Here is a 25778-nt window from a genome sequence, read left to right as displayed (position 1 = left end):
GGGCATTTCAATCCGCATCCTGGCCCATAGGCGGGGTGGGGGCGGGCCGGGCATCGTGTCGGTCATGCCTCTGACCGGACTGACCCTCTATCACCGCGCCGTGCGGGACGTGCGCGGCGATCACCTACTCCCCCTGAGCACCCTGCGTGAGCTGCACCCGGACGTGTACGCCCGTGAGGCCGCCAAGTACGTAGGCCGCGAGGCGCTGATACGGGAGCGGCTCGGGCGGCTGGACTGCCTCTGGACGGACGTGCTGTTCTTCTCGCCGGTGAGTCCGGGGCCGCTGCTGGACGCCGCGCGGCAGAGCGGCCGGGCGATTCCCCCCGTGCGGTTCTGGACGCTGGACGCCGCGCACCTTGATCCCGCGCGGGCGTGCGTCCGGCTGGGGCGACCCTGGCCGGGCGGTGTGAAGCCCGCGCCGGACCCGGCGGACGAGCTGCCGTTCACGCCGCCCACGCTGCGGGAGCACTCGGTCGCGCCCCCGGCGACCCTGGACCGCCTGCGCGCCCTGCCCGGCGGCGCGCCCCTGATCCTCTGGATGGACGTCCCGCACGTCCTCTACCGCGGCGAGGTGCCCCTGAGCGCGCTGGGCGAGGCGCGGTTCTAACCCTCGCCGCCCTCGGGGAGACGCTCGAAGCGGTACAGCAGGGGTTTTTTCAGCAGGCCGCGCGGGACGGTCACGGTGGCACTCTGGTAGGGGAGACCGCTGACCTGCGCGGACGCACTGAACAGCTGCGTGTCCTCGCCGATGCGGGCGGCGCGGTCGCTGATGTCCAGCGGGCCCTGCGCGCGGCTCAGGACGTCGTAGGGGTGCTCGATCAGCACGGTCAGTTTCACGGGCTGCCCGATCAGGCTGCGCAGGGGATTGGCGGCGCTGGCGAACGCGGCGCGCACGGGCTGCGCCTGCCGCTCGCGGGTCACGCGGACGCTCAGGCCGTACTCGCCGACCGGGAAGGTCAGGTCGCGGATCAGGGTGACGCCGTCGCCCTCGGCCTCGCGGAACGCGGTCAGCAGCGCCTCGCGGCGGTTGCGGACCAGCGTGACGGGCATCGCGCGCTCCATGGGGAACTCTCCGCGCTGGATCACGCGCTCGGCGCAGCGCAGGGTGTCCTCGCGCGTGCGGAAGGTGCGGTGCAGGACGGGCTGCGCGGCGTGCCAGTGCCCGCCAGAGTCGCGTTCCATCCACTCGATCCACAGGTCGAAGCTGTCCTGAAACTGCCAGGTGGGGTGGGGCTGAACGGCCCGCGCGGCGCTGCCGTCTTCCCGGGGGTGAACGTCGTGTGTGTGGGCGGGGCGGGTGATGGCGCTCATGAGACCTCCGGTGGGCCCATCATGCCTGATGTGACCCGCCGGATGGATGTGGAACCCCGCCCCGGACGGCGGGGCGGGTGGGTTCAGTTGATCTCGATCAGTTCGGCCAGCAGGAAGGGCTTGAGGGTATCGAGCACCAGCCGGGGCGGCGCGGCCGTCCGTTCCAGCAGCGTGCGGATGTTCCCGCTGTCGGAGATCAGGTTCAGGATGCGGTACTGGGTTCGCGTGACGGGCTGCGCCCCGGACCACTTCGCGGTGAAGCGCAGGCGTTTGTTCCAGTCGGGGAAGGTGCGCAGCAGCGGTTCCCACGCGGCATTGTCTTCCAGCAGGCGGCGCAGGGCCGGGTCGCGGCGCAGGCTCATGGTGCGGTTGGGGGGCGGCTGGTCCACCTCGAAGGTGAACACCCCGGCGTCCAGGCTGGCCATGAACTGCAGGGCGTGCTCGCCGCGCAGGCGGCCCGCCTCAGCGTGCGTGATCTCGCCGCGTTCCAGCCACAGCTGCCCGCCGCGGATGTGATCCACGCTGAGCCGACCGGCGCGGCCGCTCGTGAGGAACATCTGCATGACGGACAGGAAGGGAAAAACCGCCAGATCTCCACGTACCATAGGTGCCCCTCAGTGTAGGGGCGCGCCGCGCCCGGCGCGAGGGGTCACCCGGCGGGGGCGGACGCATGCGAAGATCGTCACATGCAACCGCTGGACGTCCTGCTCTCCCTGTGCGCGGCAGACGCGCTGGGCGCCGCCACGGAATTCAAGTCCCCCGAGGTGATTCACGCCCGGTACGGCGCTTCCTTCCGCACCTACCAGCCGGGCAGCGTGTTCGGGTTCGCGCCGGGCGAGGCCACCGACGACAGTCAGATGGTCGTCGCCACCCTGCTGGGCGCCGCGCGCGGCGCGGGTCACGCGGGCGTGCTGGCCGCCTTCCGGGAGTGGCTGGCGGCCGCGCCGCCCGACGTGGGCGGCCTGACCCGGCAGGCGCTGCGCCTGACGTTCACGGAACCGCAGCGTCTGGACGGTGGAGCGCTCGCCTGGGAGCGCGGCGGTTTCGACGGCGCCGGGAACGGCGGTCTGATGCGCGTGGCGGCGGCGTGGCTGCTGGGGCACCGGGGCGCCGCCCTGGCACACGAGTCGGCGGTCCTGACCGCCCTGACGCACGCCGACCCGCGCTGCGTGTACGCGTCGGTGTTCCTCACGGCGTTCCTGGAGGCCCTGGCCGCCGGGCAGGCGTACGCGTCGGCGGCGCAGGCGGCCCTGAGTGTCATGGAGCACCTGGACGCGCGCGGCGCGCTGGTCGACGCCGGCGTGCTGGGCCTGCACACGCAGGACGCCCACCGCGCCTTCCGCGGCCGTGAACGGGAGGCCCGCGCGCAGGTGCGTGCCCGCGTACGATCCGGGCTGGATGGTGTGATCACCTCACAGAGTGGGTACGTGCTGGACACGCTGGAGGCGGCCGTCGCGCATGCCCGCCGGGGCGACTGGTGGGCGTGCGTGGAACCCGCCGTGCTGGGCGGCGACGACAGCGACACGGTCGCGTGCGTGGTCGGCGCGGTCGTGGGTGCACGCGGCCTGCCCACCCCGCCCGAATTGCTGGCGGACCTGCGCCTGGGGCACAGCTGGCCCGGCTGGCAGCGCGAGTGGTCCGCGGCCACGCACCTGCCGGGTGTCCTGGCGGGCGCGACGGCGTGACCGAGCAGGAGTTCCTGCGGGCCGTGCATCGCAACCCGGTCAACGCGGCGATCCTGGAACGACTGCCGCACCTGCACGCCCCCCAGGCGCACCTGACGGCCGGGGCGCTCTTCGGGACAGTGTGGAACCTGCAGTCCGGTCAGCCGCCGGGCGCGAACATCGCCGATTACGACCTGTTCTACTGGGACGCTGACCTGTCCTATGACGCCGAGGACGCCGTAATCCGCCGCGCCGCCACGCTGTTCGCGGACCTGCCGGGCCTCATCGAAGTGCGCAATCAGGCGCGCGTGCACCTGTGGTTCCGGGAGAAGACCGGGCTGGAACGCCCCGCTCTGGGCGCCGCCCGGGACGGCATTGATCAGTTCCTGGTGGAATGCACGGCTCTGGGTATCGACGCGCACAGCCGCGTGTACGCGCCGTTCGGCCTGCACGACCTGACCGCCGGGCGGCTGCGCCTGAACCGCCGCAACCACACGCCGGGTCTGTACCGGGCCAAAGTGGACTCGTACCGGCGGCGCTGGCCGTGGCTGACGGACGAGGAGGCCTGACTCCTCACCCGGCGTGCCGCGCGCGTGGTACACTGTCAGGGTTGCCCGCTACGCACATGCACCGGCCGAGCCGGGGGCGCAGACGTGGCGGAGGAGGCACCCATGAAGAAAGACATCCACCCCAAAGTCGTTCCCACCAAGATCATCTACCAGGGCAAAGTCGTGATGGAAACCCTGAGCACCAAGCCCGAAATCCACGTGGACGTGTGGAGCGGCGTGCACCCCTTCTGGACCGGCGAAGAGCGCTTCGTGGACACCGAAGGCCGCGTGGACAAGTTCAACAAGCGCTTCGGCGACAGCTACCGCAACAAGAAGAAGTAAGGCCCAAGCAGCCTGCCCCGCCCCAGTGGGGCGGGTTTTTTTTGCTGCGCAGCGCCGCGGCCAGCCCTGATCTGCGATACTCGCGGGCGTGCTCAGATCCCCCTACCACGGCGGTCACCTGGAAGTCATCGTCGGCCCGATGTTCAGCGGGAAAAGTGAGGAGCTCATCCGCCGCGTGACCCGCGCCGTCATCGCCCGGCAGCGCGTGCAGGTCTTCAAACCCGCCCTGGACGACCGGTACCACGAGTCGGCCGTCGCCAGCCACGCCGGCCGCACCGTGAATGCCGTTGCCGTCCGCTCCGCCCGTGACATCCGCGCGTACCTGAGCGGCGAGGGCTCCCTGCTGCACGCTCCGGGCGACACCCTGCCCGACGTGATCGGCATTGACGAGGTGCAGTTCCTGGACGCCGCGATCATCCCGCTGGCGCTGGAACTGGCCGACGCGGGCGTCCGCGTGATCCTCGCCGGACTGGACCAGGACTTCCGCGCCGAGCCGTTCGGCTTCATCCCTGAACTGCTGGCCCGCGCCGAGAGCGTCGAGAAACTCACCGCGATCTGCACGGTATGCGGCGCGCCTGCCACCCGCTCGCAGCGCCTGATCGGCGGGCAACCCGCCCATTTTGACGACCCGGTCGTGCTGGTCGGCGCCGAAGAAAGCTACGAGGCCCGCTGCCGCGTTCACCACGTCCTCCAGCCCAGCGCAGGTCAGGCGCTGAAGGGGGCGTAACCCCCCCAGCGCCGCCCGCAGAGGTGCGGACGCGTTAGACTTTGGCGGAACCGTTCACACCCGCCCCTCACCCACCCAGTTCCAGCCTGCCCGTCCGGTTCGAGGGAGGTGACCCATGCAGAAACCCGTCCCGACCACCGAACTCCCGGACCAGGCGCCCTGGTTGATCCGCCAGCGGCACATGTTCACCTGGCTGGTCTGGCTGGGCGCCCTGGCCTGTGCGGCCGCTCTGGGCTCCCAGTACCCGGACGTGGACCCGCTGGACGCCTGGGCGCTGCCCACCCTGACACTCATCCTGGTGTGCCTGCGGGTGCTGCTCAGCCGCGCCGTCATCATCACCGCCACCGCCGTGCAGGTGACCTTCATGGCCACCGCCGCGTACGTGCTGCTGGCCCTGAACCATCAGTTCAGCGTCCTGACCGTCACCTCCATGGCCCTCATGGAGAACACCTACTGGTTCGCGGTGATCTACGTCGCTGCCTTCCTCGTGTACGAACCGCGGCAGGCCACGCGGGTGGCGGGCCTGATCCTCGCGCTCGCCACGCTCATCTGCGCCGCCAACCTGCTGCTGACCGTCCCGCAGGCCGCGCGCATCAACCTGATCGGCCCGTGCGCGCAGTTCCTGCTGGTCGGTGGGGTCCTGACCCTCATGCAGGCCACGCTGGGCGTGCAGCGCACCCAGTACCAGGCGGCGCGCGCCGCCGCCCTGACCGACCCGCTGACCGGCGTCGCCAACCGCCGCGCCGCCGAGGAACGCCTCGCGCACCTGACCCGCACCGGCGAGACGTACACGCTCGTCCTGTTCGACCTTGACCACTTCAAACGCGTGAACGACATGCATGGACACGCCATGGGGGACCTCGTGCTGCGCGGTGTGGCCGACATCACGCGCCGCCACCTGCCCGACGGGAGCCTCATGGCCCGCTGGGGCGGCGAGGAATTCCTGCTGATCCTGCCCGAACAGCGCGACAAGCACCTGCGCCCCATGCTGGACCAGCTGCGCAGCGACCTGCGCCACCACCGCTACGGCACCGTGAACGGCGTCACTGCCTGCTTCGGCGTGGCCACTGCCGCCACCGCCGAGGACCCCGTCCGGGTGGTCGAACGCGCGGACCTGGCCATGTACCGCGTGAAGCAGCAGGGCCGCAACGACGTGCACCTCGCGGACCTGCGCCGCACGCAGGTCACCTGACCCCGCCCAGCCCGGCTGACCCGACCCAGGCGCCGCCCCTCAGGTCAGGGGCGGCTGGCCGCCCGACGGGCGCGGCGCCCCTCCGGTTCCCGAGGGCCAGCGGACCCCACGGCGCGGCCCAGCTTGCGGGTCAGGGCGCTCAGCTGGGCCAGTTCCTCGGGCGTCATGGCGCCAAAGACCTCACGGATGCCCCGCACGTGGCGCGGCAGGACCTGCTCGATCAGCGTGCTCCCCGCCTCGGTCAGGGACACCCGCATGACCCGCCGGTCCAGTTCGTCCCGGTCACGGCGGACCAGGCCGTCCCGCTCGAGGTTGTCGATGACCATGGTGAGGTTCCCGCTGGATCGCAGGATCTTGTCCGCCAGCTGCCGCTGACTGAGCGGCCCCAGGTGATACAGGGCTTCAAGCACACCGAACTGGCTGATCGTGAGGTTGTAATCGGAAAGATGACGGTTGGCGTTCACCTCGACCGCGTGAGCAGCGCGCCATAACTTCACGTAGGCGTCGAGCGCAGCGCGGTCTTCCGGTGAACCAGCGTAACGGTTCGGCATTCCCATCATGGTCGGGGCGGGCTGCCATGAAGTCAAGCTGCACGCGCGGTCAGCGCGCCGTGGCCTGGACACCCCTGAAGGTCGTCAATGCTGAGCGGCGCGGTACTCCTCGGTGGCCAGGCGGATGCAGGTCGCCACGGCGCGCATCGCTTCGTAGACCTCCTCGACCGGCGGGCGGGTCGGCGCGAGGCGGATGTTACGGTCGTGTGGGTCCTGCCCGCCGGGGTACGTGGCGCCCGCCGGGGTGAGACTCACGCCCGCCTCGTCGGCCAGCTGCACCACGCGCGAGGCGACGGGCGCGGTCGTGTCCAGGCTGATGAAGTACCCGCCGCGCGGACTGGCCCAGGTGGCGAACTCGCCGCCGTCCCCCAGTTCCGTGCGCAGCACCTCGTCCACCGCGCGGAACTTCGGGGCGATCAGCGCCGCGTGATCCTTCATCAGCCCTTCCAGCCCGCCGGGGTACGCCTGGAGGAACTTCACGTGGCGCGCCTGCTCGACCTTGTTCGGGCCTATGCTCTGCGCGTTCAGGAACTTCGACAGCCACCGGATGTTGTCCTCGCTGCTGCCCACGAAGCCCAGCCCGGCGCCCGCGAAGGTGATCTTGCTGGTGCTGGCGAACACGAACGTCCGGTCCGGGTACCCGGCGTCCCGCGACAGCGTCACGAGGTTCACCGGCTGATCCTGCTCGGCGGCGTCGGGGGAGAGGTGATGGGCGCGGTACGCGTCGTCCGCGAAGATCGTGAAGTCCGGCGCGGCCGCCTGCACGCCCGCCAGTCGGCGGGCCTTCTCGGCGCTGATCGTCTCCCCACCGGGGTTCGAGTACGTGGGGACGAACAACACGCCCTTCACGCTCGCGTCCGCCGCGGCCAGTCGCTCGATGGCCTCGACGTCCGGGCCGTCGGGCTGCATGTCCACGGTCAGCAGCTCGAAGCCCAGCGTCTGCAGCAGCAGGAAGTGCCGGTCGTAGCCGGGCGTCGTGACGATCATCTTCGGGTTCTGCCCCGCCCAGGGCTGCCCGCCACGCGGGCCGTGCAGCAGCGCGAACGTCAGCACGTAGCCCTGGAGTTCCAGGCTGGCGTTGTTCCACACGATCACGTTCTCGGGCTTCAGGTCCAGGTACGCGCCGAACATCGCCCGCGCGGACGGCAGGCCCGCCACGCCCCCGGGGTAGTTGCGCAGGTCCAGGCCGTCCAGGTGCGTGTCCGTTTCACCCAGCACGGTCAGCAGGCCGTTACTGAGGTCGAAGTCCGCGTCGGCAGGCTGGCCGCGCTGCATGTTCAGCTTCAACCCCTTCGCCTTCACCGCGTCGTACGCCGCGCGCGCCTGCGCCAGGGCCTCACTCTGCACGTCACTCGTCATGCGCCCAGCGTACCCGCCCCCAGCCGGGCAGGGCAGGGACGTGTCTACCCCTGACGGGACACCGGGAAGCGGAGGACGGGGCGGGGGGTGTTACACTGCCAGCGCTGCGCCCGCCGGGCCAGCTTTTGCCTCCCTTTCGTTCCTTTCCCCTTCCGCCTTTTCCCACCCAGCTTCGACCACAACAGGAGAATCCACATGCAATACGTAGTGCACCGCCCCCGCGTCGGGGTGTTCATCGACACGCAGAACCTCTACCACTCGGCCCGCGACCTGATGGAACGCACCGTGAACTTCGAGACGATCCTCAGGAGCGCCACCGAGGGCCGCGAACTCGTGCACGCCATCAGCTACACCGTGGAACGCGAGAACGAGGCCACCGCCCGCCCGTTCATCTACAAGCTGTCCACGCTGGGCTTCAAGGTTCGCCGCATGAACCTCACGCTGCACCACGTCACCGACGGCGGCAAGGCCATCTACGAGGGCAACTGGGACATGGGCATCGTGGCCGACATGGTGCGCCTGATGGACCACCTCGACGTCATTGTGCTCGGCAGCGGCGACGGGGACTTCACCGATATCGTCGAGGTGCTGCAGGAGCGCGGCAAGCGCGTGGAGGTCATCGCGTTCCGTGAGCACACCGCGCAGAAACTCGTGGACGCCGCTGACCGCTTCACGCACCTGCCCGACATCGACGGCGGCCTGATGCCTGCCCGCCAGACCCGCGCCGCCACCCCCAAGACCGAGGAGTAAAGCAGTGACCGACGCCACGCCGCACGCCGGGGCGGACGCCGTCCTGCACCGCCTGAACTTCCACCTGCCCGAGGACCGCGTCGCGCAGACCGGCGCGGAACCCCGCGACGCCTCGCGCCTGATGATCGTGGACGAAGCACTCGAGCACCGCGTGTTCCGCGACCTGCCGGAGTTCCTGCGCGCGGGTGACCTGCTGGTGTTCAACCAGAGCAAGGTCATCCCCGCGCGCGTCATGGCCCGCAAACCCGTGGACGCCCACGGGCACGGCGGCGGCAGCGTGGAGGTCATGCTGCTGCGCACCGAGGAACGCCCCGAACTGGGCCGACACGTCTGGAGCGCGTACCTGAAACCCGCCCGCCGCGCCGGGTTTGAACTGTGGCTGGGCGGCCTGGAGCACGAGGGCGGGCACCGCGCCCAGGTCGTCGGGGAACTGGAGGACGGCGCGCGGCTGCTGCGCTTCGACCACGACATCCTGCCGCACCTGGACGACATCGGCCGCCTGCCCCTCCCGCCGTACATCGACGCGGGGGACAGTGACGAGACGTGGCGCGACCGCTACCAGACCGTGTACGCCCGCGAGCCCGGCAGTGTCGCCGCGCCCACCGCCGGCCTGCACTTCACACCCGACCTGCTGGCCCGGCTGGCCGAACTGGGCGTGCAGACCGCGCACGTCACCCTGCACGTCGGCGCGGGCACTTTCCGGCCCATCAGCGGCAGCGTCGCCGACCACGTTATGCACGCCGAACGCTGGCACGTCACCCCCGACACGGCGCAGGCCATCAACGCCGCGCGCGCCGAGGGCCGCCGCGTCATCGCCGTCGGGACCACCACCGTCCGCACGCTGGAAAGCGCCTGGGATGGCACGCAGGTCCAGCCCGGCGAGGGCGACACGCAGATCTTCATCACGCCCGGCCGTCCCGTCAACGTGCCGGACCTGCTGATCACGAACCTGCACCTGCCGGGCAGCACCCTGCTGCTGCTCGTCGCCGCGTTCGCCGGGGAGGACCGCATCCGCGCCGCGTACGACGCCGCCCTGGATGGCGAGTACCGCTTCTACTCGCTGGGAGACGCGATGCTGCTGACGAACGTGCGCGGCCAGCCGGAGGCGGGCAGCAGTCCGGAGTGAGCGGGAAGCAGTGAGAAGGACGGGGGTGGGCGCGTGACCATGACGCGCCCACCTGTCGTTGTTACTGCTGACCGCCTATGTCCCGCGTCAGCGTGACCGTCGCCGCCTCGCGCACGAAGCCCATCCGTTCGTTGATGGCCAGCATGGGGCGGTTGATGACGTGGTTCCCGGTGCGGGAGTGCGTGAACCCCCGCGCCAGTGCAGCGCGGGCGGCAGCGAGTTTCAGCGCGAGGCCCAGGCCGTGCCCGCGCCACCCGGACCGCACGCCGGTCAGGCCGTTGTGGATGAAGCCGGGACGCGTGGCGATGGGCTGCGACAGCTGACTGGTCCCCACCCACGTGCTGTCCGGGGCCACGGCGATCATGATGCCGCTCATGTCGGGCAGCAGGGTGGGCATGCGCTCCAGCCACACCTCGAACGGCCAGACCTGCACGGGGCGGGCGCTGGGCACGTCGGTCAGCAGCGCGTGGATCAGGTCGTAATGCTCGCGCTGGTGCGCGTCCCAGCCGCCCAGGTCACTCAGCGGGACGATGCGCACGCCGCTCGCACGGGCGCGGGCCTCGTCAGCGGCGAACGCGCCGAAATCCAGGCTGCGCAGGTCGAGGGTGCTGAGCCACATGCGGTCCGCCTCCTGCCAGCCGCGCGCCCGCAGGAAGTCATGCTCCCACCAGTCTTCACGAACGCGGGTCACGGCGGTGGTCGCCCCCGCCGCGCGCAGCACGCCCAGCCCCACCCGCAGCAGTTCGTCCGCCAGCGGCCCCCCGGCCTCCTGCGGGTGGATGGTGAGGGTCAGGTCCAGCCAGCCGTCGTGCGCATCCATGCGCGGCACGCCCGTCGTGATGGCCCCCCGCGCCTCGCCCTGCTCGAAGGTGGCCTGCTGGGTGTGGTGCTCGCCGGGGCGGCGCGTGGCCGCGTGGCGGGTCAGGTCCTCCACGCTGACCGGACTGTCCGGGTGGGCCAGGGTGCGCAGCGCGGCCAGATCGGCGTCCGCGATGGCGTGCAGGTGGGGGAGGGTCGCGTCCATGCGTGATTACAGCATGGTCCCCACGCCCTCAAGCACGTCAAATGGCTTACCTTGCCCTGCGCGCACCCTCCTATACTCCAGGGGTGACTGCAACTCAACCCGAGGCGACCGGCGTCAGCAACCCGCTGCTGAACGTCGGCTTCCGCATTCCCTTCGACCAGATCCGCCCCGAGCACGCCGAGGGCGCCGTGGATACCCTCCTCGCGCAGACCCAGGCGAAACTCGAGGAGCTGGCCCGCAGCGGCGAGCGCGGTTTCGCGAACTTCATGGCCGATCTGGACACGCTGACCGAGCAGCTCGATACCGTGAACGTCATCGTGCACCACCTCGACAGCGTGAACAGCAGCCCCGAGTGGCACGCCGCGAAGATGGCGATCCTGCCCAAGACCAGCGAGTTCTACACGAAACTCAGCCTGCACCCTGGGCTGTGGGCCGCGCTGAAAGCCTTTGCCACGACGCCCGAGGCCGCCGCGCTCGACCCCGTGCGCGCCCGGCACCTGAAACTCACCATTGACGAGTTCCGCCGCGAGGGCGCCGACCTACAGGGCGCGGAGCAGGAGCGCCTGCTGGCCCTGAACACCCGCCTCGCCGAGGTGACCAGCGAGTTCGGCAAGAACGTCCTCGACGAGACGGCCGCCTTTGAGATGTACGTCTCGACCGAAAGGCTGGCGGGCGTGCCGCAGCGCGTGCAGGACGCCACCCGCCGCGACGCGGAAGCCAAGGGGAAGGAGGGCCACCGCCTGACCCTGCACGCCCCGGTGCTGCTGCCGGTCCTGACGTACGCTGACGACCGCGACCTGCGCCACGACCTGTGGCTGGCCAACAGCCGCGTGGGTCAGCAGGAGGGCCGCGACAACCGCCCCCTGGTCCGCGAGATCCTGAAACTGCGCCGCGAGAAGGCCCAGCTGCTGGGCTTCGGCGACTTCGCGGACTACGTGCTGCAGGACCGCATGGCCGGCAGTGGCGCGCGCGCCCTGGCCTTCGAGCGCGACCTGGATGCCCGCACCCGCCCCGCCTTCGAACGCGAGAACGACGAACTGCGCGCCTTCCACCGCGAGCAGGTCGGCGCGGGCGCCCCCGAACTGGAAGCCTGGGACGTCACGTACTGGGCCGAGAAGCAGCGGCAGGCGAAGTACGACTTCGACGAGGAAGCCCTGCGCCCCTACTTCCCCATGGACGGCGTCCTGAAGGGCCTGTTCGAGATCACCCGGCGCGTGTTCGGCATCACGGTCGCCGAGAGCGAGGCGCCCGGCTGGCACCCCGAGGTGCGCTACTACACCATTCAGGACGAGGCGGGCACGCACGTGGCGAGCTTCTACACCGACTGGTTCCCCCGCGACAGCAAACGCGCCGGCGCGTGGATGAACGCCTTCATCACGGGCGGCCCGAAAGAGCACGGCGTGGATCCGCACCTAGGCCTGATGTGCGGCAACATGACGCCCCCCGACGGTGACACGCCCGCCCTGCTGTCCATCCGCGAGGTCGAGACGGTCTTCCACGAGTTCGGGCACCTGCTGCACCACGCCATGAGCCGCGTGGAGGTCCGCAGCCTGAGCGGCACGAACGTGCCGTGGGACTTCGTGGAACTGCCCAGCCAGATCATGGAGAACTGGGTCATGGAACGCGAGGCCCTGGACCTGTTCGCCCGCCACTACCAGACTGGCGAGGCCATCCCGCAGGACCTGTTTGACCGCATGATCGCCGCGCGCAACTACCGCGCCGCGAACGCCGCCATGCGCCAGTACTCCTTCGGCCTGACCGACCTGAGCCTGCACGTGGAATTCGACCCGGACAGCGACGCGGACCACATCACGTACGCCCGTGACCTGATGGCCACCTTCCACCCCACCCCGCTGCCCGAGCACTACGCGCAGATTGCGGCGTTCAACCACCTGTTCAGCAGCCCCGTCGGCTACGGCGCCGGGTACTACAGCTACAAGTGGGCCGAGGTGCTCGACGCGGACGCCTTCAGCCGCTTCGCCGAGGAAGGCATCTTCAACCGCGACACCGGCCGCGCGTACGTGGACACCATCCTCAGCCGCGGCAACAGCGCCGACCCGGCCGAGCTGTACCGCGAGTTCATGGGCCGCGACCCTGACGCGGACGCCCTGCTGCGCCGCAGCGGCCTGCTCTAAGCGCATCCAGATGAGCGGTGGGCTCAGGGGAGCTTCCTCTGGGCCCACCGCTCGTCTCAGCGTAAATGGCTGCCCGGTCACATGAGAGCGGACGTCGATTTTCCCATCTCATTCATCTGGCCTTCAGGTTAAGATCGGTTCACGATGCTCATGCAGACCGCCCAGCGCACGCTGGGAGCCCTGGCGGCCCTTGTGGCCCTGGGACTCCCCGCCACGGCCCAGTCCACCGCCGAGCAGCAACTCATCAAACGCCTGAACCAGGTGCGCGCCCAGGGCGTCTCCTGCCCCGGCAGCGGCCAGCGGCCCGTCGCGGGCAGCCTGACCTTCACGCCCGCTCTGTCCGCCGCCGCGCGCCAGCAGGCCGGGTACATGAGCGCCTCGGGCCGCATCACGCACACCGGCGCCAACGGCAGCACCCCCCGGGTCCGCGCCGCCAGCACCGGCGTGAACGCCGTCAGCGTCACCGAGATCGTCTTCATGGGCGGCAGCCAGAACCCCGAAAGCGCGATCCGCTGGTGGCTGCAATCCCCCGTGCACTGCTTCTGGATGAACGAGGGCCGCTACACCCACGTCGGCGCCGCCGTCGTGCAGGGCGCCCGCGGCACCGCGTACGTGATGGTCCTCAGCAGCCAGCCCCGGTAAAGACCACGACAGGGGGAGAGGGGAGACCGGCCTACCCCCTCCCCTTCAGGACGCCGCCCGTTAGCGGGCCGTCCAGCCCAGATCCAGGTCCAGCACCGCGCCGGTCATCCCCCACGCGGCCGGACTGACCACGTAACTGGCCAGCGCGGCGATGTCCTCCGGATTCAGCAGGCGCTTGATCGCAGCGGGCTCCAGCATGACCTTCTGCTCAACTTCCTGCTCGGTCAGGCCGCGCGTACGGGCCTGATCCGCAATCTGACCCTCGACCAGCGGCGTGCGCACGTACCCCGGGCAGATGGCGTTCACAGTCAGACCCTGCTCCCCGGCCTCCAGCGCCGCCGTGCGGGTCAGGCCGATCAGGCCGTGCTTCGCGCTGATGTACGCACTCTTGAACGGGCTGGCCACGTGTCCGTGAATGCTCGCTACGTTCACGATGCGGCCCTGCCCGCTGCGGGTCAGGTGCGGCCACGCGTACTTACTCAGCAGGAACGGCGCAGTCAGCATCACGTGCAGCATCGCGTCCCAGGTGTCCTCCGGGAAATCCACGACCGGGTCAATGTGCTGGAAGCCCGCGTTGTTCACCAGGACGTCCAGTCCGCCCAGGGCCGCCACCGTCTCGTCCACCGCGCGGCGGCAGTCCGCCCGGCGCGACAGATCCGCGCCCACGAAGATCAGGTCGTTCGCCCGCGCCACCTCCCGCGCCTGCGGACGGTCCAGGTCCAGCACCGCCACCCGCAGCCCGTCCTGAGCGAGCCGCTGCGCGATCGCCAGCCCGATGCCGCTCGTGCCACCCGTGACGAGCGCGGCCCTGCCTTCCATCCCGTGCTTCTGCGTGTCCAGCGTCATGCGGGGAGTGTAGGCCCGGACCGTCACGCGGCGGTTACGGCTGGCAGAGGACTGAGATGGGATTCAGGTGATTCCGTCTCAGTCAGAGTCGCCCGGTGGTCCCCTCTCCCTTCCGTCTCTTCGTGCCTTCTTCACTCTCTGCTGCGCAGCTCTAGGAGTTCCGCAGGGCGAGAGGGGACAACGGAACGTGGTCTTGCCGCAATCGAGTCATAGCAATCCCGTTTCAGGCCCGCGCGCCGGAGAGCGCCTGCCACAGCGCTTGCGTGTCCGGCAGGGGTTTCAGGCCCAGGTCCGCCAGCGCCTCCGTGAGGGCCGCGTACACCCGCCCGGCCGCCGCGCCGCGCCCCAGCGCGTGCTGCGCGCGCATCAGCGCCCGCGCGGCCGGTTCGTGCGCCGGGTCGAGGCTCAGGGCGCGCCCGGCGGCCAGCGCGGCCCGGTCCGGGCGGGCCAGCGCCAGCGCCACGTCCGCCTCGGCCGCCAGCGCCTCGGGGAGTGCCGCCGCGTACCGTTCGGCCTCGCGGGCCACATCCTCCAGCTCCACGTCGGCCAGCGCGGGCGGCAACTCCAGCAGGGCGTCCAGGCGGCCCGGGGTACCCGCCGCCTGCCCCAGCCGAGCCCAGGCGGTCGCCACATCGACGTGCAGGTCCGCGCCCGGCCTCAGGCGCAGCCAGTCCCCGCGTTCCAGGAACACGCCGCTGCGTGCGCCCTCCTCCAGCACCTGCCCCAGGGCGTGCAGGGTCACGCGGAAGTTCCGCTCACCCACGCCGGGGTCGGCGTCAGGGAAGAGCGCCTCCTGCGCCGCCTCGCGCGGCAGGCCCGCCGGGTGCACGGCCAGCAGCGCCAGCAGGTCCCGGGCCTTCGCGCGGCCCCACTCGCGCACCCGGCCATCCTCACGCGTGACGGACACGCGGCCCAGCACCTGCACGCGCACCTCGAACCCCGGCGTGTCAGCGGGGTCCGGTACGGCCGCGTACCCCAGGAGGCGGGCCGCGCCGGTCAATGGGCCCCGCGCGCCGGGGTGCGCCTCGCCCAGCCGGGCCAGCAGCGCCGCGCGGCCCGCGCGGGTCGCCACCGGCGCCAGCAGGGAGGGAAGTCCCAGCAGGAACGGGTACGCCGCCACCGCCCCCGCAGCCTGATCGGCGGGCCCGGCGTCAAGCGCGAACAGCGCCAGGGTCGCGGCCGCCTGCCCGAAGGCGTCCCCGCACACCCCGAACAGCGCGGCGGCCTCCCGGAGCCCCGGGATGGCGTGCGCCGCCTGCGGGCCCTGCGCCAGCCCCAGCGCGGACGTCAGGATCAGCAGCCCCGCCATGTAACTGTCCCCACCGGTCTGCCCGCGCGCCTCGGCGGTCAGGGACTGCGCGCGCGCCACATCCCCCGCGCGGCCCGCCAGCGCTGCGAGGCCCATCAGCGGCTCCACGCGCAGGCGACCCGCCACAGGCTGCGCCTGACGCAGCGCCGCGCCGTAACTCTCGCGGGCCGCGGCGAACTCGCCCGCCGCCTGCTGCGCGTGCCCCAGCCGCGCCAGCGCCAGCGCCTGCACGAACGGGCTCTCCAGCCGTTCCCCTTCGGTCAGGCCGCGGCGCGCGCACGCTGCGGCCTCCTGCACCTCGCCGCGCGCGGCGTGCACGAAACTGGCCAGCAGCAGGCCCTCACGGTGGTTCTGCGCGGCCCGCGCGCCGCCCGTCTCACCGTCCGCCAGGGCCTGCGCGCGCGCCAGGGCCGCGTCCAGATCCCCGGAGCGCAGCGCGTAGCGTGCCCCGCCGCGCAGCTCGGGTTCCAGCGCCACCGCCCCGGCCAGCTGCCCGGCGTTCAGTAGATTCTCGGCCCGCAGGCGGCGCAACTCGGCCGCCCCCTGCGGGTCCGGGCCGTCCTCACTCACCAGTGCCGCCGCCGCGTCCAGCGGACCCCAGGCCAGGGCGGGCTGCACGGTGTCCAGCGCCAGCCGGACCTCGCCCAGCGCGCGCTCCAGCGCCCCTGCGCGGGCGTACTCGGCGCGGGCCTCGTCGTAGCGGCTCGCCAGCCGCAGCGCGTCTCCGGCCAGGGCGTGCAGGGCGGGCGTCCAGTCCGCGCGGGGCAGCCGGGCGAGGCTGCGGTCCACCAGCGTCACGCGCCCCTGCGCCAGCCACACGCCGCCCCGGCCCGCCAGGAGTGCCGCCGCCCGCGCCGTGTTCCCCGCCAGCAGGTGCGCCGCCAGCGCCCGGCGTAGCCGCCCGGTCCGCTCGAAGAACGCCGCGCCGCGCGCCGCGATCTCCCGCGCCTCCGCCGGGGGAAGCAGGCCGCGCAGGTGCGCGCGCAGCAGCGGATGCGCCCGGTACGTGTCCTCGCCCGCCCGGGTCAGGAACGTGCCGCTGCCCGCCAGTGTCTCCAGCAGCGTCCGCGCGCGCGGCTCGTCCAGCGCGTCCTCCAGCAGCGCCGGAATCAGTTCCTCGAACACGCTGCTGCGCGTCAGCAGCCCCCGCAACGCCGGATCGAGCGGCCCCAGCACCTCCTGCGCGAGGTACGTGAACAGCGTCCCCAGCGGCGCGTCCCCGCCCTCTAGATCCGCCAGGTCCGCCAGCGTCACGCGGCCCTGCGCCGCCGCCTGCGCCAGGAAGCGCGCCGCGATCGGCCAGCCCTCGGTCACCGCGTGCGCCGTGCGGACCTCCGCGCCCGTCAGGGTCAGGCCCTGCGCCGCGAACAGCGCCGCGATCTCGCCCGGGGTGAACGCCAGTTCCGCCGCCGAGAGCCGCGCGGCGTCCCCCGACACCTCCAGTCGCGCCAGTTCCGGCAGCTCCAGCGTGGTGCGTGACAGCAGCGCCAGCCGCCCCTCGCCCGGCGCGAGCAGCCCACCCAGCACCTCCGTCCCTGCCGAGCCGGACAGCACCTGCGCCTCGTCCAGCACGAGCAGCGCCCCGCAGCTGTCCAGGACGTCCGCCACCAGTCCTGCCACCCGGCGCGGCGACGCCCCCGCGCCCAGCGCGTCCCCGGGCCGCGCGCCCCCGGGCAGCGCCTGCACCGCCAGCGACAGGCTGGCCGCCAGCACCAGCGGATCGGCGTCGTCACCGTCCAGCGTCAGCCACGCGACCGGGCCGGGCCGACCCGTCGCCGCACCTGCCAGCGCCGTCGTCTTGCCGTACCCGGCAGGTGCGGTCACGAGAAGCACGCGGGCGTCCAGCGCCGCGAGCAGCCGCTCGCGCGCCACCGCGCCGCGCACTGCCGGCAGCCGCGTGCGCCGCGCGGACGTCAGGTCCCGCCAGTGAAGGGTCACGCGAGGAAATCTAGCGTATTTCGCCGTGCTGAACGCCTACCAAACGTGCCCGGCGCGGGGGCTCACACGACTCACCCAACCCGGAAATTTCAGTCACCTGCGCGGCTCATGAGAGGACTAGCGTGCGCGCATGACGCTCCCGGCCCCACCCCCTACCACCGGCCACAGCGATCCCATCCCCGCCGTCCAGAGCGGCGCTCCGCCCCTCGCCGCGCGGCCCCGCCTGACCGCACTGGACGCCTTTCGCGGCGCGACCGTGCTGCTCATGCTGCTCGTGAACAACGTCGCGCTGGGCAGCGCCACGCCGGGGCAGCTCATGCACGCGCCGTTCGGCGGACTGACCCTCACGGACCTCGTGTTCCCGTGGTTCCTATACTGCGCCGGCGCGGCCCTGCCGTTCTCGCAGGCCGCCATGACCCGCGCGGGCCTGACCGGCGCGGCCCGCACCCGCCGACTGCTGGAACGCGCCGCGCTGCTGTACCTGCTCGGGGCCTTCGAGACGAGCGTCACCACCCACCACCTCACGCTGGGGCTGGGGGTCCTGCAGCTCATCGCGCTGGCCACCCTGGTCGCCGCGCTGCCCGGCGACCTGCGCAGCCGCACCCGCCTGCTGATCGCGGCGCTGCTGCTCGCCGGGTACGCCGCGTTCCTGACACTCGGCGTGCACCCCGGCGGGGTCGGCGTGGTCAGCGAGTCCAGCAACCCCGTGCAGGCCCTGAACGACGCCGTCCTGACCCCGCTGGGCCTGCGCGGCCTGCTCTCCGTGATCCCCACCACCGCGCTCGTGCTGTTGGGCAGCGTCGCCGCGCGCGTCCTGTCCCTGCGCGACCCGCGCGCGCCCGCCAAACTGCTCGGTCTGGGCCTGATCCTGAGCATCGCCGGCTTCGGCTGGGCCGCTAGCAGGCACCTGCCGCTGAGCAAGACCCTCTGGACACCCCCGTACATCCTGTACGCGGCGGGCCTGGGCACCCTGGCCCTGCTGCTGACCTGGCTGATCGCCGATTCCGGCCGGGTGCCGCGCGGCGCGGCGCTGCTGGCCCCGCTGACCATCCCGGGCCGCAACGCCCTGGCCGGGTACGTGCTGCCCATCCTGATCAAGGTCTGGATCCTGCAGGACTGGCGCGTGACCTGGGCGGGGAGCGCGCAGCCCATGGGCGCGGCCCTGCTGACCCTCGCGCAGCGGCACCTCGGCGCGGTCGGCGGCGGCTGGACGTACACCCTGGGCTACGTCGCCGCCGTCTGGCTGGGCCTGGCCTGGATGGCCCGCCGCGACCTCATCCTGAAACTCTGACCCCCCGCACGAGGTCCCCATGAACCGATTCCTGACATCCCTGCCCCTGTTCGCCCTGCTGGCTGCCCCCGCCCACGCCGCCCCACCCCCCACACTGCCCGCCGACCTGCACCTGGGCGGCCCCGCCTTCCGCGCCCTGGCGGCCGACTCGTACGCCCGCGCTGGGCTGAAGGGCACCTTCGAGGACTGGCTGACGACCGCCTACGCCCGCCAGAGCGTGAAGCTGGATGGGCAAGCCACCCTGGGCGCCGCGCTGGACGCCCGCCGCGCCCACCTGAAGGGCCTGAAGGGGGCTGCGCACGACCAGCTGGCGCTGGACACCGCCGCCTGGGCGCACCGTTTCGTCAAGGCCAGCATCCCGCGCTTCAGCCTGGAACGCGGCTACGAGTTCGCCGCCACCCTCCAGTACGGCGAGCGGCAGTGCCTGCTCCAGAGCACCATCATCGCCGCCCTGCTCCAGCGCGCGGGCCTGGACGCCGGACTGGTCATGGTCTGGAAAAGTCAGACCGGGCAGGAGAGCAACCTCGGGCATGTCACCAGCGTCCTGCGACTGCCCGGCGGGGACGTGCAGGTGGACGCCAGCGAACCCACGCCCTTCGCGCGGCACCAGGGCCTGCTAGCCCGTGTGGACGGCGCGTGGCGCTTCGTGACCCCCACCTTTCAGGGCGACCGCATGACCGCCTACGCCCGCGCGGACGGGGGGGGCCGCGTGCCCAGCGCGGGCCTGGGCTTCCTGAGCCTCGCGTACCTGAAATCGCAGTACGACTACTACCGGGCCGAACGCACCGTGGGCGGGGTGCTGGGCACCGGCACCGGGCGCAGCACCCCGCAGGGCCTGAAGACCAGCGAGACCCTGCTGCGCCGCGCCCTGACCGAGGAACCCCGCAACGCCCTGGCCGCCAGCGTCCTGGGCACCACCCTGCGCAAGGAAGGCCAGAATGAGGCGGCCCGCACCCAGTACCGCGCCGCCGCCGCCCTGTACGTCGCCCAGGGCCACACGCCCACCGGAATGCAGGCCAACCTGAAGTGGGCCGACACGACCGGACGCTTCCCGAACCTGCCCGCCCCGATCCTCGCCCTGCTGACCCGGAGTGCCCATTGAACCCCACCCGCCCCGCCCGTCCCCTGATCGCCCTCGCCCTGCTGGCGACCCTGACCCTTGCCGCCCAGGCCCGGACGGCCCCCGCGCACCCACCTGTGCTGGCCGCGCTGCCGGGTCAGATTCAACCGGTCGCGCCCGGCACGCGCGCCGCGCCGGAACTGCCCACCCTGCCCCTCACGCCCACCCTGCCGTACGTGCACGCGGTGAACGTGCTCGGCAACGGGTTCATCACGGTGGCGCACGCCATCCTGACCCTGAACGCCGCGCAGCACCCCCAGGCCCGCACCCTGGCTGAAACGGCCGTGCAGCGCGTGTTTGCCGCCCGGCCCGACCTGACCGAGGTGGACGTCAGCGTGTACGACGCGGGCAGCTACGGCGGCTTCGGCGGGCCGCTGCCCCTGCTGACCGCCAGCGTGCCCCGCGCCCGCCTGAACGACTTCCAGACCTGGGCCGCCGGACGCGGCGCGTACGAGCGCGCCTGGGTCAACCCCGGCCCGGCGGTCACCACGGCGCGCCCCGCCGACCGCGTGCGCGAGACCACCCCGACCCTCACCACCGACCCGGCCGCGCCCATGACCGCGCAGAACCGCGCGCGGCTGCGCGACACCACCGCCCAGATCGCCGGTGGGGAACACGGCGGCCTGCTGTACCGCGCCCGCCGGGGCACCACGGATCTGGCCGCCCTGACCTTCGACGACGCGCCCCACCCGCTGTTCGAGCCGCTGCTGCTGGACCTGCTGCGCCGCAGCGGCGCGCACGCCACGTTCTTCGTGATCGGCCGCAACGCCCAGGCGTACCCGTACTTCGTGCGCGACATGGCCGCCCAGGGCCACGAGGTCGGCAATCACACCTACCACCACGTCCGCCTGCCACCCCTGAGCCCGGCCGCCGTGCAGGACGAACTCCAGAGCACGGAGACCCTGCTGCGCGACCTGACCGGCAAACCCGTACGCTACTTCCGCCCGCCCGGCGGCGAGTACACCCCCGCGACCCTCCAGGCGGCGCGCGACGCGGGCCTGACCACCGTCTTCTGGACGGACGACCCCGGCGACTTCCAGAACCCCGGCGACACCGTCCTGGAACGCCGCTACCGCGCCCACCTGCACGCGGGCGGAATCGTGCTCCTGCACGACAACGCGCCGCAGATGCTCGACGTGCTGCGGGACTTCCTGCGCTACGCCCGGCAGGAGGGCGTGGCCCTGACCACCGTCGGCGGCCTTCCGAAATAACCGGCACCCAAGAAGGCGGGAGGGGACGATTACACGTCCCCTCCCGCCCCTGCTGTTCGCTCACAGCGCCAGATACGCCTCACGCACCGCCGGGTCGGCCAGCAGCGCCGCGCCCGTGCCCTCCTTGACGACCTGCCCGTTCTCCAGCACGTACGCCCGGTGCGCCAGCTTCAGGCTGAGGTTCACGTTCTGCTCGACCAGCACGACCGTCACGCCCTGCGCATTCACGGCCTTCAGCGCCTCGAACACCGTCTGCGTCATCAGCGGCGACAGGCCCAGGCTGGGTTCGTCCACCACGAGCACGCTGGGGCGGGCCATCAGCGCGCGGCCCACCGCGACCATCTGCTGCTCCCCACCCGACAGCGTGCCTGCCAGCTGCCCCGCGCGTTCCTGCAACCGGGGGAACAGCGCGTACACCTCGCCCAGCGTCTCGGCGGCGCGCGCGCGGGCGGCGGCGCTCATGGCCGCGCCCAGGTCCAGGTTCTCGCGGACCGTCATGTGCGGGAACAGTTCGCGGCCCTCCGGGACGTGCCCCAGGCCCAGCGCCACCACGCGGCTCGGTTCGGCCCGCGTGATGTCCACGCCACCCAGCGTGATGCGGCCCGCGCTGGGCTTCACGACGCCACTCACGGCGCGCAGCGTGGTCGTCTTGCCCGCCCCGTTCGCGCCGATCACCGCCACGAACTCGCCCGGCGCGGCGTGCAGCGAGACGTCCCACAGCACCTGCACCTTCCCGTACCCGGCGGCCAGACCCTCAATCCTCAGTTCCTGCCCCACGTCATTCGCTGTGGGGGCCGTCCGATTCAGTGTGTCGGTCATGCCTGTAATCCTTCCTCGGTGCCCAGGTACGCGCTGACCACGCGCGGGTCGGCCGTCACCTCGCGGTAGGTGCCCTGCGCGAGCACCTGCCCCTGATCCATCACGACCACCCGGTCCGCCAGATCCCGCACGACCGGCATGATGTGCTCGATGAACAGCACGCTCACGCCGCTCTCGCGCACGCCGCGCACGAGCGCCACGGCCTCCTGCGCCTCGCCGGGACGCAGGCCCGCCATCACCTCGTCCAGCAGCAGCACGCTGGGGTTCGTCGCCAGGGCGCGCGCCACCTCCAGCCGCTTGTCCTGCAGCAGCGTCAGTTCGTGTGCGGCCTTGTCGGCGTGCGCGGCCAGCCCGGTGCGTTCCAGCAGCGCCCAGGCCCGCTCGCGCGCCTCGGGCAGGCGCTGACCGGGCTTGCCGAACAGCGCGCCCACCGTGACGTTCTCGTGCACGGTCATCTCCGGGAAGGGCCGCACGATCTGGAACGCGCGGCCCAGCCCGGCGTGACAGCGGGCCTCCATGGGCAGTGCCGTCACGTCGCGGCCCATCAGGTGCAGCCGTCCCGCCGACGGGCGGTACACGCCGGACAGCAGGTTCAGCAGCGTCGTCTTGCCCGCCCCGTTCGGCCCGATCACCGCCAGAATCTCACCCTGATGGTGCGTGAACGACACGTCCTGCACGGCCTTCAGACCCCCGAAGCGCTTCGAGAGGCCCTCGGCGCGCAGCACCTCGGCGCCCTGCGGAGTGGGGGAGAGGACGCCCCCGATGGTCGTCGCAGCGGTCACAGGTCACCTCCGTGTTTCTTGTTCCGGCGCAGGCCCATCAGGCCGCGCGGCAGCCACAGGATGCTCAGCATCAGCACCAGCCCGTACACGACGAGGTACCCGTTCTTCACGCTGTTGTGCAGCAGTTCCTCGGCCACGCGGAGCACGGTCGCGCCCAGCACGGGCCCCAGCGTCGTGTACAGCCCCCCGAAGATCGAGGTGGTCAGCGGCGCGATGGAGTTCGCCAGGCTGAAGGTCTCCAGCGGGTTGATGAAGAACGTCTTCCCGGCGTACAGCACGCCCGCCAGCGCGGCTAAGCAGGAGCTGATGAAGAACGCCAGCAGCTTGAAGCGCACGATGCTCACGCCCAGCACCCGCGCCGTTTCCTCGCCCTGCCGGATCGCGGCGAACGCGAAGTGCAGCCGCGTCAGGCGCACCGCCAGACTGACGAGCACCGTGAAGGCCAGCAGGCCCCACGCGAGGAAGTACTGCGCGCGGCTGTTCCCGCCCAGCAGCGCGGGCACGAGCAGGCCGGTCGCGCCGCCCGCGACGCTCTCGGGGAGGTTCTGGATGATCGTGCGGACCACCTCCGTGAAGGCCAGCGTGGCGATCGCGAAGTACATGCCGCTCAGGCGCATGGTGACCGCGCCCAGGATCAGGCTCACGCCGCCCGCCATGATGGCCGCGACTGGCATGGCCAGCAGCCACGGCAGGCCCGCTTTCAGTAGCAGCGCGTACCCGTACGCGCCCAGCCCGTAGAACGCCGCGTGCGCGAGGCTCACCTGCCCGCTGCGCGCCAGGATGTCCCACGACAGCGCCATGATGCCTGCCACCAGCGTGAAGAACGCGATCTGCAACAGGAACTCCGAGCGGGTACCCAGCGGCAGGAACGGGAACAGCGCCGCCAGCAGCAGGAACCCCAGCAGGGGCAGCGCGGCGCCCGGCGTGATCTCGCGGCGCGGCGCCGCACGCACCGGTGCGCCGGCCTCGGCGTTACGGGCGCTCATTTGGCCCCCCGGAAGGAGCGCAGCACCAGCGTCCCGAAGATCATCAGGAAGAACACCGCGTCACTCCAGCCGCCGCCGCCTGGCACGTACGTCTGCACCAGCGCCTCGCTGACGCCCAGCAGCACCGACGCCCACAGCACGCCCGTCAGGTTCCCCAGGCCCGCCATCACGATGATCGCGAAGGCCTTCAGCGCGAACACCAGTCCCACGGTCGGGGACGCGAACAGCAGCACGCTCACCAGCACGCCCGCCACCGCCGCCAGGGCGCAGCTCACGCCGAACGCGATCAGGTACACGCGGTCCACGTTGATGCCGATCAGCTGCGCGCCCCGGCGGTTCTGCGCCACGGCGCGCATCTGGCGGCCCAGCGTCGTGCGGTACAGCACCACGTACAGCGCGCCCAGCAGCAGCGCCGCCAGTCCGAACGCCAGCGCCTTCGGGCCGCCCACGCTCAGGTCACCCAGTTGCAGGCTGCTCGCCTGGTACGGCGTGGTGACCGTGCGGGTGTTGCCGCCCAGCAGCATCAGCGCGAGGTTCTGCAGCAGGATGCCCAGCCCGAAGGTCAGCAGCATCTGGTTCAGTTCCGGCGCGAGCAGCACGTGCCGGATGCTCACGCGGTACGTCAGCGCCCCGATGGCGAAGACCGCCACGGCGATCACCGGCAGGCTCAGCAGCGGATCGACACCCAGGAAGGCGCTGCCCGCCCACGCCAGGAACGCCCCGATCATCAGGTATTCCCCGTGCGCGAAGTTCACGATGCCGACCACGCCGACCGCCAGCGCCAGCCCCGACGCGACGAGCGCGTACAGGCCACTCTGGAGCAGGCCGTTGACCAGCGTCTGCACAAATAAGTCCATGATTTACTCCCTTGAACGTGGGGGGCCGTCCCTACGACCCCGGACGGCCCCCCTGCTGCGGCGTGACGCCGGATGCACTGTTACTTGCCGTACACCATGGGTTTCTGCGCGAACTTGATTGGGAAGACCGGCACGCGCGCGTCCCCGAGGTACTGGAAGTGCAGCCAGTTCCCGGCCTTGAAGCCCTGGTACTTGGTTTTCAGGCTGGGGCTGAAGGTCAGCTGCCCGAATGGCGTGGACACGTTCGTCTTGGCCATCTCGGCGGCAACTTTGGCCTTGTCGGTCGTGCCCGCGCGGTTGATCGCGGCGGCCAGCGTCTTGAGGTTCACGTACGCCAGCGGCGCGAAGTACTCGTCGGTGACGGTGCCGTACTTCTTCTTGTAAGCGGCGACGAACGCGCGGCTGTCCTTGGTGGGGCTGGTGGACAGCCACAGGCTCAGGCCCGCCACGTTGTCCGAGAGGCTGTTCTTCTCGAAGCCCACGGGCCAGCTGGGGGGCGTGCCGTACAGCAGGCCCAGCTGCAGGTTCTGCTGCTTGATCTCGGTGGCCAGGGGCAGGGCGTCGGTGTCGTAGCCGACCCAGTACAGGATGTCGGGCTTGGCGGCCTTGGCCTTGCTGACCAGCGGGCCGAAGTTGCCGCTGCCGGTCTTGAACTTCTCGCTCATGACGACGTTGAACCCGGCTTTCTTGAAGGCGTCCACGGTCGCGTCGATGCCCGCGCTGCCGAAGGGGCCGTCCTCGTAGGCAATGGCGATGTTCTTGGCCTTCTTGTACGTCTTGAGGTACTTGAAGTACCCGAGGATCGCCTCGAAGTTGTAGTACGACCAGGGGTGGTAGTGGAAGAAGTACGGGTGGTCCGCGAAGGCGTCCTCGACGGGCACGGCGGCCGCGCCGATCCAGGCCATGAAGGTGTTGTACTGCTTGGCGGGCCCGCTGATGGCGATGCTGGTGGCGCTGCTCACGCCGCCCGCCATGAAGTCCACCTTCTCTACTGTCACGAGCTTCACGAATTCCGGCACGGCCTTGGCAGGGGCGCTGCCGTCATCGGCGAATTCCAGTTCCAGGGGCTTGCCGAGTACGCCGCCCGCCCGGTTGATCTCGTCTAGGGCCAGCTGGTACCCGTTTTTTGCGGCCTGGCCGGACACGCTGCCCGCCCCGCTCAGGGGAAGCAGCACGCCGACCTTCACTGCGCCCGCGCCAGACAGCGCGAGCAGAACGCCCGTCATCAGGAGTGTTTTCATGTTCGCT

At 71.5% G+C, this 25778-nt stretch carries 25 protein-coding genes; 13 read left to right on the top strand and 12 right to left on the bottom strand.

Annotated elements, in window-relative coordinates; genetic code table 11:
• Positions 1–64 precede the first annotated feature (64 nt).
• Positions 65–607, top strand: a complete 543-nt coding sequence (locus tag IEY63_RS04810) for a hypothetical protein (RefSeq protein ID WP_189067778.1) — start codon at positions 65–67, stop codon at positions 605–607.
• On the opposite strand, the gene IEY63_RS04805 is transcribed toward IEY63_RS04810, so the two are convergent.
• Both IEY63_RS04805 and IEY63_RS04800 read right to left on the bottom strand, forming a co-directional pair.
• Positions 604–1311, bottom strand: a complete 708-nt coding sequence (locus IEY63_RS04805) for a hypothetical protein (protein ID WP_229784481.1) — start codon at positions 1309–1311, stop codon at positions 604–606. The two genes, IEY63_RS04810 and IEY63_RS04805, sit on opposite strands and share 4 nt — an antisense overlap.
• 83 nt (positions 1312–1394) lie before the next feature.
• A complete protein-coding gene (locus IEY63_RS04800) occupies positions 1395–1916 on the bottom strand; it encodes a DUF4388 domain-containing protein (protein WP_189067777.1) in 522 nt (173 codons plus the stop codon).
• Positions 1917–1997: 81 nt separating this feature from the next.
• On the opposite strand from IEY63_RS04800, the gene IEY63_RS04795 reads away from it, so the two are divergent.
• From IEY63_RS04795 to IEY63_RS04775, 5 genes are all read left to right on the top strand, one after another.
• Entirely contained in the window at positions 1998–2996 is a 999-nt protein-coding gene (locus IEY63_RS04795) for an ADP-ribosylglycohydrolase family protein (protein ID WP_189067776.1), read from the top strand.
• Positions 2993–3544 (top strand): nucleotidyltransferase family protein, encoded by a 552-nt coding sequence (locus IEY63_RS04790; RefSeq protein WP_189067775.1) that lies wholly within the window; start codon positions 2993–2995, stop codon positions 3542–3544. The genes IEY63_RS04795 and IEY63_RS04790 overlap by 4 nt, the downstream gene beginning before the upstream one ends.
• 102 nt (positions 3545–3646) lie before the next feature.
• A complete protein-coding gene (rpmE, locus tag IEY63_RS04785) occupies positions 3647–3865 on the top strand; it encodes a 50S ribosomal protein L31 (RefSeq protein ID WP_046844910.1) in 219 nt (72 codons plus the stop codon).
• Between the two features lie 88 nt (positions 3866–3953).
• Positions 3954–4592, top strand: a complete 639-nt coding sequence (locus IEY63_RS04780; RefSeq protein WP_189067774.1) for a thymidine kinase — start codon at positions 3954–3956, stop codon at positions 4590–4592.
• A gap of 115 nt (positions 4593–4707) precedes the next feature.
• Positions 4708–5784 carry a GGDEF domain-containing protein gene (locus IEY63_RS04775; protein WP_229784480.1) on the top strand — a complete coding sequence of 359 codons (1077 nt, stop codon included), beginning with the start codon at positions 4708–4710 and terminating at the stop codon, positions 5782–5784.
• Positions 5785–5828: 44 nt separating this feature from the next.
• Here the strand turns inward: IEY63_RS04775 and IEY63_RS04770 are convergent, their stop codons facing one another.
• Both IEY63_RS04770 and IEY63_RS04765 read right to left on the bottom strand, forming a co-directional pair.
• Positions 5829–6335 carry a MarR family winged helix-turn-helix transcriptional regulator gene (locus IEY63_RS04770; protein ID WP_189067773.1) on the bottom strand — a complete coding sequence of 169 codons (507 nt, stop codon included), beginning with the start codon at positions 6333–6335 and terminating at the stop codon, positions 5829–5831.
• An 84-nt stretch (positions 6336–6419) separates the two neighbouring features.
• Entirely contained in the window at positions 6420–7694 is a 1275-nt protein-coding gene (locus IEY63_RS04765) for an aspartate aminotransferase type Ic (RefSeq protein WP_189067772.1), read from the bottom strand.
• Between the two features lie 195 nt (positions 7695–7889).
• Between IEY63_RS04765 and IEY63_RS04760 the strand changes: the two genes are divergently transcribed.
• Both IEY63_RS04760 and queA read left to right on the top strand, forming a co-directional pair.
• Positions 7890–8444, top strand: a complete 555-nt coding sequence (locus IEY63_RS04760) for a LabA-like NYN domain-containing protein (protein WP_062158588.1) — start codon at positions 7890–7892, stop codon at positions 8442–8444.
• A 4-nt stretch (positions 8445–8448) separates the two neighbouring features.
• Positions 8449–9570, top strand: coding sequence for a tRNA preQ1(34) S-adenosylmethionine ribosyltransferase-isomerase QueA (gene queA / locus IEY63_RS04755; protein WP_189067771.1), 1122 nt, complete (start codon positions 8449–8451; stop codon positions 9568–9570).
• Positions 9571–9631: 61 nt separating this feature from the next.
• Here the strand turns inward: queA and IEY63_RS04750 are convergent, their stop codons facing one another.
• Positions 9632–10594: an N-acetyltransferase gene (locus IEY63_RS04750; RefSeq protein ID WP_189067770.1), complete on the bottom strand. Its 963-nt coding sequence runs from the start codon at positions 10592–10594 to the stop codon at positions 9632–9634.
• 41 nt (positions 10595–10635) lie between these two features.
• Here IEY63_RS04750 and IEY63_RS04745 point away from each other — a divergent pair, with 41 nt between their 5' ends.
• Together IEY63_RS04745 and IEY63_RS04740 are read left to right on the top strand one after the other, a co-directional pair.
• Entirely contained in the window at positions 10636–12729 is a 2094-nt protein-coding gene (locus IEY63_RS04745) for a M3 family metallopeptidase (RefSeq protein WP_189067769.1), read from the top strand.
• Positions 12730–12879: 150 nt separating this feature from the next.
• Positions 12880–13371 (top strand): CAP domain-containing protein, encoded by a 492-nt coding sequence (locus tag IEY63_RS04740; protein ID WP_189067768.1) that lies wholly within the window; start codon positions 12880–12882, stop codon positions 13369–13371.
• A gap of 60 nt (positions 13372–13431) precedes the next feature.
• On the opposite strand, the gene IEY63_RS04735 is transcribed toward IEY63_RS04740, so the two are convergent.
• Together IEY63_RS04735 and IEY63_RS04730 are read right to left on the bottom strand one after the other, a co-directional pair.
• Complete coding sequence (locus IEY63_RS04735; protein WP_229784478.1) at positions 13432–14217, bottom strand: 3-hydroxybutyrate dehydrogenase; 786 nt, start codon at positions 14215–14217, stop codon at positions 13432–13434.
• Between the two features lie 223 nt (positions 14218–14440).
• Positions 14441–17464, bottom strand: coding sequence for an AfsR/SARP family transcriptional regulator (locus IEY63_RS04730; protein ID WP_189067767.1), 3024 nt, complete (start codon positions 17462–17464; stop codon positions 14441–14443).
• Between the two features lie 130 nt (positions 17465–17594).
• Here IEY63_RS04730 and IEY63_RS04725 point away from each other — a divergent pair, with 130 nt between their 5' ends.
• Genes IEY63_RS04725 through IEY63_RS04715 form a run of 3 tightly spaced genes read left to right on the top strand, consistent with a single transcriptional unit; the run spans position 17595 to position 21086 of the window.
• Positions 17595–18755: a heparan-alpha-glucosaminide N-acetyltransferase domain-containing protein gene (locus tag IEY63_RS04725; RefSeq protein ID WP_189067766.1), complete on the top strand. Its 1161-nt coding sequence runs from the start codon at positions 17595–17597 to the stop codon at positions 18753–18755.
• Between the two features lie 19 nt (positions 18756–18774).
• A complete protein-coding gene (locus IEY63_RS04720) occupies positions 18775–19857 on the top strand; it encodes a hypothetical protein (protein WP_189067765.1) in 1083 nt (360 codons plus the stop codon).
• Positions 19854–21086 (top strand): polysaccharide deacetylase family protein, encoded by a 1233-nt coding sequence (locus tag IEY63_RS04715; protein ID WP_229784477.1) that lies wholly within the window; start codon positions 19854–19856, stop codon positions 21084–21086. The genes IEY63_RS04720 and IEY63_RS04715 overlap by 4 nt, the downstream gene beginning before the upstream one ends.
• A gap of 60 nt (positions 21087–21146) precedes the next feature.
• On the opposite strand, the gene IEY63_RS04710 is transcribed toward IEY63_RS04715, so the two are convergent.
• From IEY63_RS04710 to IEY63_RS04690, 5 genes are all read right to left on the bottom strand, one after another.
• Positions 21147–21905 carry an ABC transporter ATP-binding protein gene (locus IEY63_RS04710; protein ID WP_189067764.1) on the bottom strand — a complete coding sequence of 253 codons (759 nt, stop codon included), beginning with the start codon at positions 21903–21905 and terminating at the stop codon, positions 21147–21149.
• On the bottom strand, positions 21902–22687 hold the full coding sequence (locus IEY63_RS04705; RefSeq protein WP_229784476.1) for an ABC transporter ATP-binding protein: 786 nt from the start codon (positions 22685–22687) through the stop codon (positions 21902–21904). The genes IEY63_RS04710 and IEY63_RS04705 overlap by 4 nt, the downstream gene beginning before the upstream one ends.
• Entirely contained in the window at positions 22684–23673 is a 990-nt protein-coding gene (locus IEY63_RS04700) for a branched-chain amino acid ABC transporter permease (RefSeq protein ID WP_189067763.1), read from the bottom strand. Before IEY63_RS04700 ends, IEY63_RS04705 begins: the two co-directional genes overlap by 4 nt.
• Positions 23670–24530 (bottom strand): branched-chain amino acid ABC transporter permease, encoded by an 861-nt coding sequence (locus tag IEY63_RS04695; RefSeq protein ID WP_062158582.1) that lies wholly within the window; start codon positions 24528–24530, stop codon positions 23670–23672. Before IEY63_RS04695 ends, IEY63_RS04700 begins: the two co-directional genes overlap by 4 nt.
• Positions 24531–24610: 80 nt before the next feature.
• Complete coding sequence (locus IEY63_RS04690; protein ID WP_189067762.1) at positions 24611–25771, bottom strand: ABC transporter substrate-binding protein; 1161 nt, start codon at positions 25769–25771, stop codon at positions 24611–24613.
• Between the last annotated feature and the right edge of the window lie 7 nt (positions 25772–25778).

The organism is Deinococcus radiotolerans (genome assembly GCF_014647435.1).
Taxonomy (GTDB): domain Bacteria; phylum Deinococcota; class Deinococci; order Deinococcales; family Deinococcaceae; genus Deinococcus; species Deinococcus radiotolerans.
The sequence above is the reverse complement of the archived record's forward strand: the minus strand, read 5'-3'. Positions and strand labels throughout refer to the sequence as shown.

Coding starts and splice junctions, on each gene's coding strand:
- IEY63_RS04720 (WP_189067765.1), top strand. CDS start 18,775: ATGAACCGATTCCTGACATCCCTGCCCCTGTTCGCCCTGCTGGCTGCC.
- IEY63_RS04810 (WP_189067778.1), top strand. CDS start 65: ATGCCTCTGACCGGACTGACCCTCTATCACCGCGCCGTGCGGGACGTG.
- IEY63_RS04740 (WP_189067768.1), top strand. CDS start 12,880: ATGCAGACCGCCCAGCGCACGCTGGGAGCCCTGGCGGCCCTTGTGGCC.
- IEY63_RS04700 (WP_189067763.1), bottom strand. CDS start 23,673: ATGAGCGCCCGTAACGCCGAGGCCGGCGCACCGGTGCGTGCGGCGCCG.
- IEY63_RS04725 (WP_189067766.1), top strand. CDS start 17,595: ATGACGCTCCCGGCCCCACCCCCTACCACCGGCCACAGCGATCCCATC.
- IEY63_RS04690 (WP_189067762.1), bottom strand. CDS start 25,771: ATGAAAACACTCCTGATGACGGGCGTTCTGCTCGCGCTGTCTGGCGCG.
- IEY63_RS04775 (WP_229784480.1), top strand. CDS start 4,708: ATGCAGAAACCCGTCCCGACCACCGAACTCCCGGACCAGGCGCCCTGG.
- IEY63_RS04770 (WP_189067773.1), bottom strand. CDS start 6,335: ATGCCGAACCGTTACGCTGGTTCACCGGAAGACCGCGCTGCGCTCGAC.
- IEY63_RS04750 (WP_189067770.1), bottom strand. CDS start 10,594: ATGGACGCGACCCTCCCCCACCTGCACGCCATCGCGGACGCCGATCTG.
- IEY63_RS04765 (WP_189067772.1), bottom strand. CDS start 7,694: ATGACGAGTGACGTGCAGAGTGAGGCCCTGGCGCAGGCGCGCGCGGCG.
- IEY63_RS04795 (WP_189067776.1), top strand. CDS start 1,998: ATGCAACCGCTGGACGTCCTGCTCTCCCTGTGCGCGGCAGACGCGCTG.
- IEY63_RS04760 (WP_062158588.1), top strand. CDS start 7,890: ATGCAATACGTAGTGCACCGCCCCCGCGTCGGGGTGTTCATCGACACG.
- IEY63_RS04710 (WP_189067764.1), bottom strand. CDS start 21,905: ATGACCGACACACTGAATCGGACGGCCCCCACAGCGAATGACGTGGGG.
- IEY63_RS04735 (WP_229784478.1), bottom strand. CDS start 14,217: ATGACGCTGGACACGCAGAAGCACGGGATGGAAGGCAGGGCCGCGCTC.
- IEY63_RS04805 (WP_229784481.1), bottom strand. CDS start 1,311: ATGAGCGCCATCACCCGCCCCGCCCACACACACGACGTTCACCCCCGG.
- IEY63_RS04695 (WP_062158582.1), bottom strand. CDS start 24,530: ATGGACTTATTTGTGCAGACGCTGGTCAACGGCCTGCTCCAGAGTGGC.
- rpmE (WP_046844910.1), top strand. CDS start 3,647: ATGAAGAAAGACATCCACCCCAAAGTCGTTCCCACCAAGATCATCTAC.
- IEY63_RS04745 (WP_189067769.1), top strand. CDS start 10,636: ATGGCTTACCTTGCCCTGCGCGCACCCTCCTATACTCCAGGGGTGACT.
- IEY63_RS04800 (WP_189067777.1), bottom strand. CDS start 1,916: ATGGTACGTGGAGATCTGGCGGTTTTTCCCTTCCTGTCCGTCATGCAG.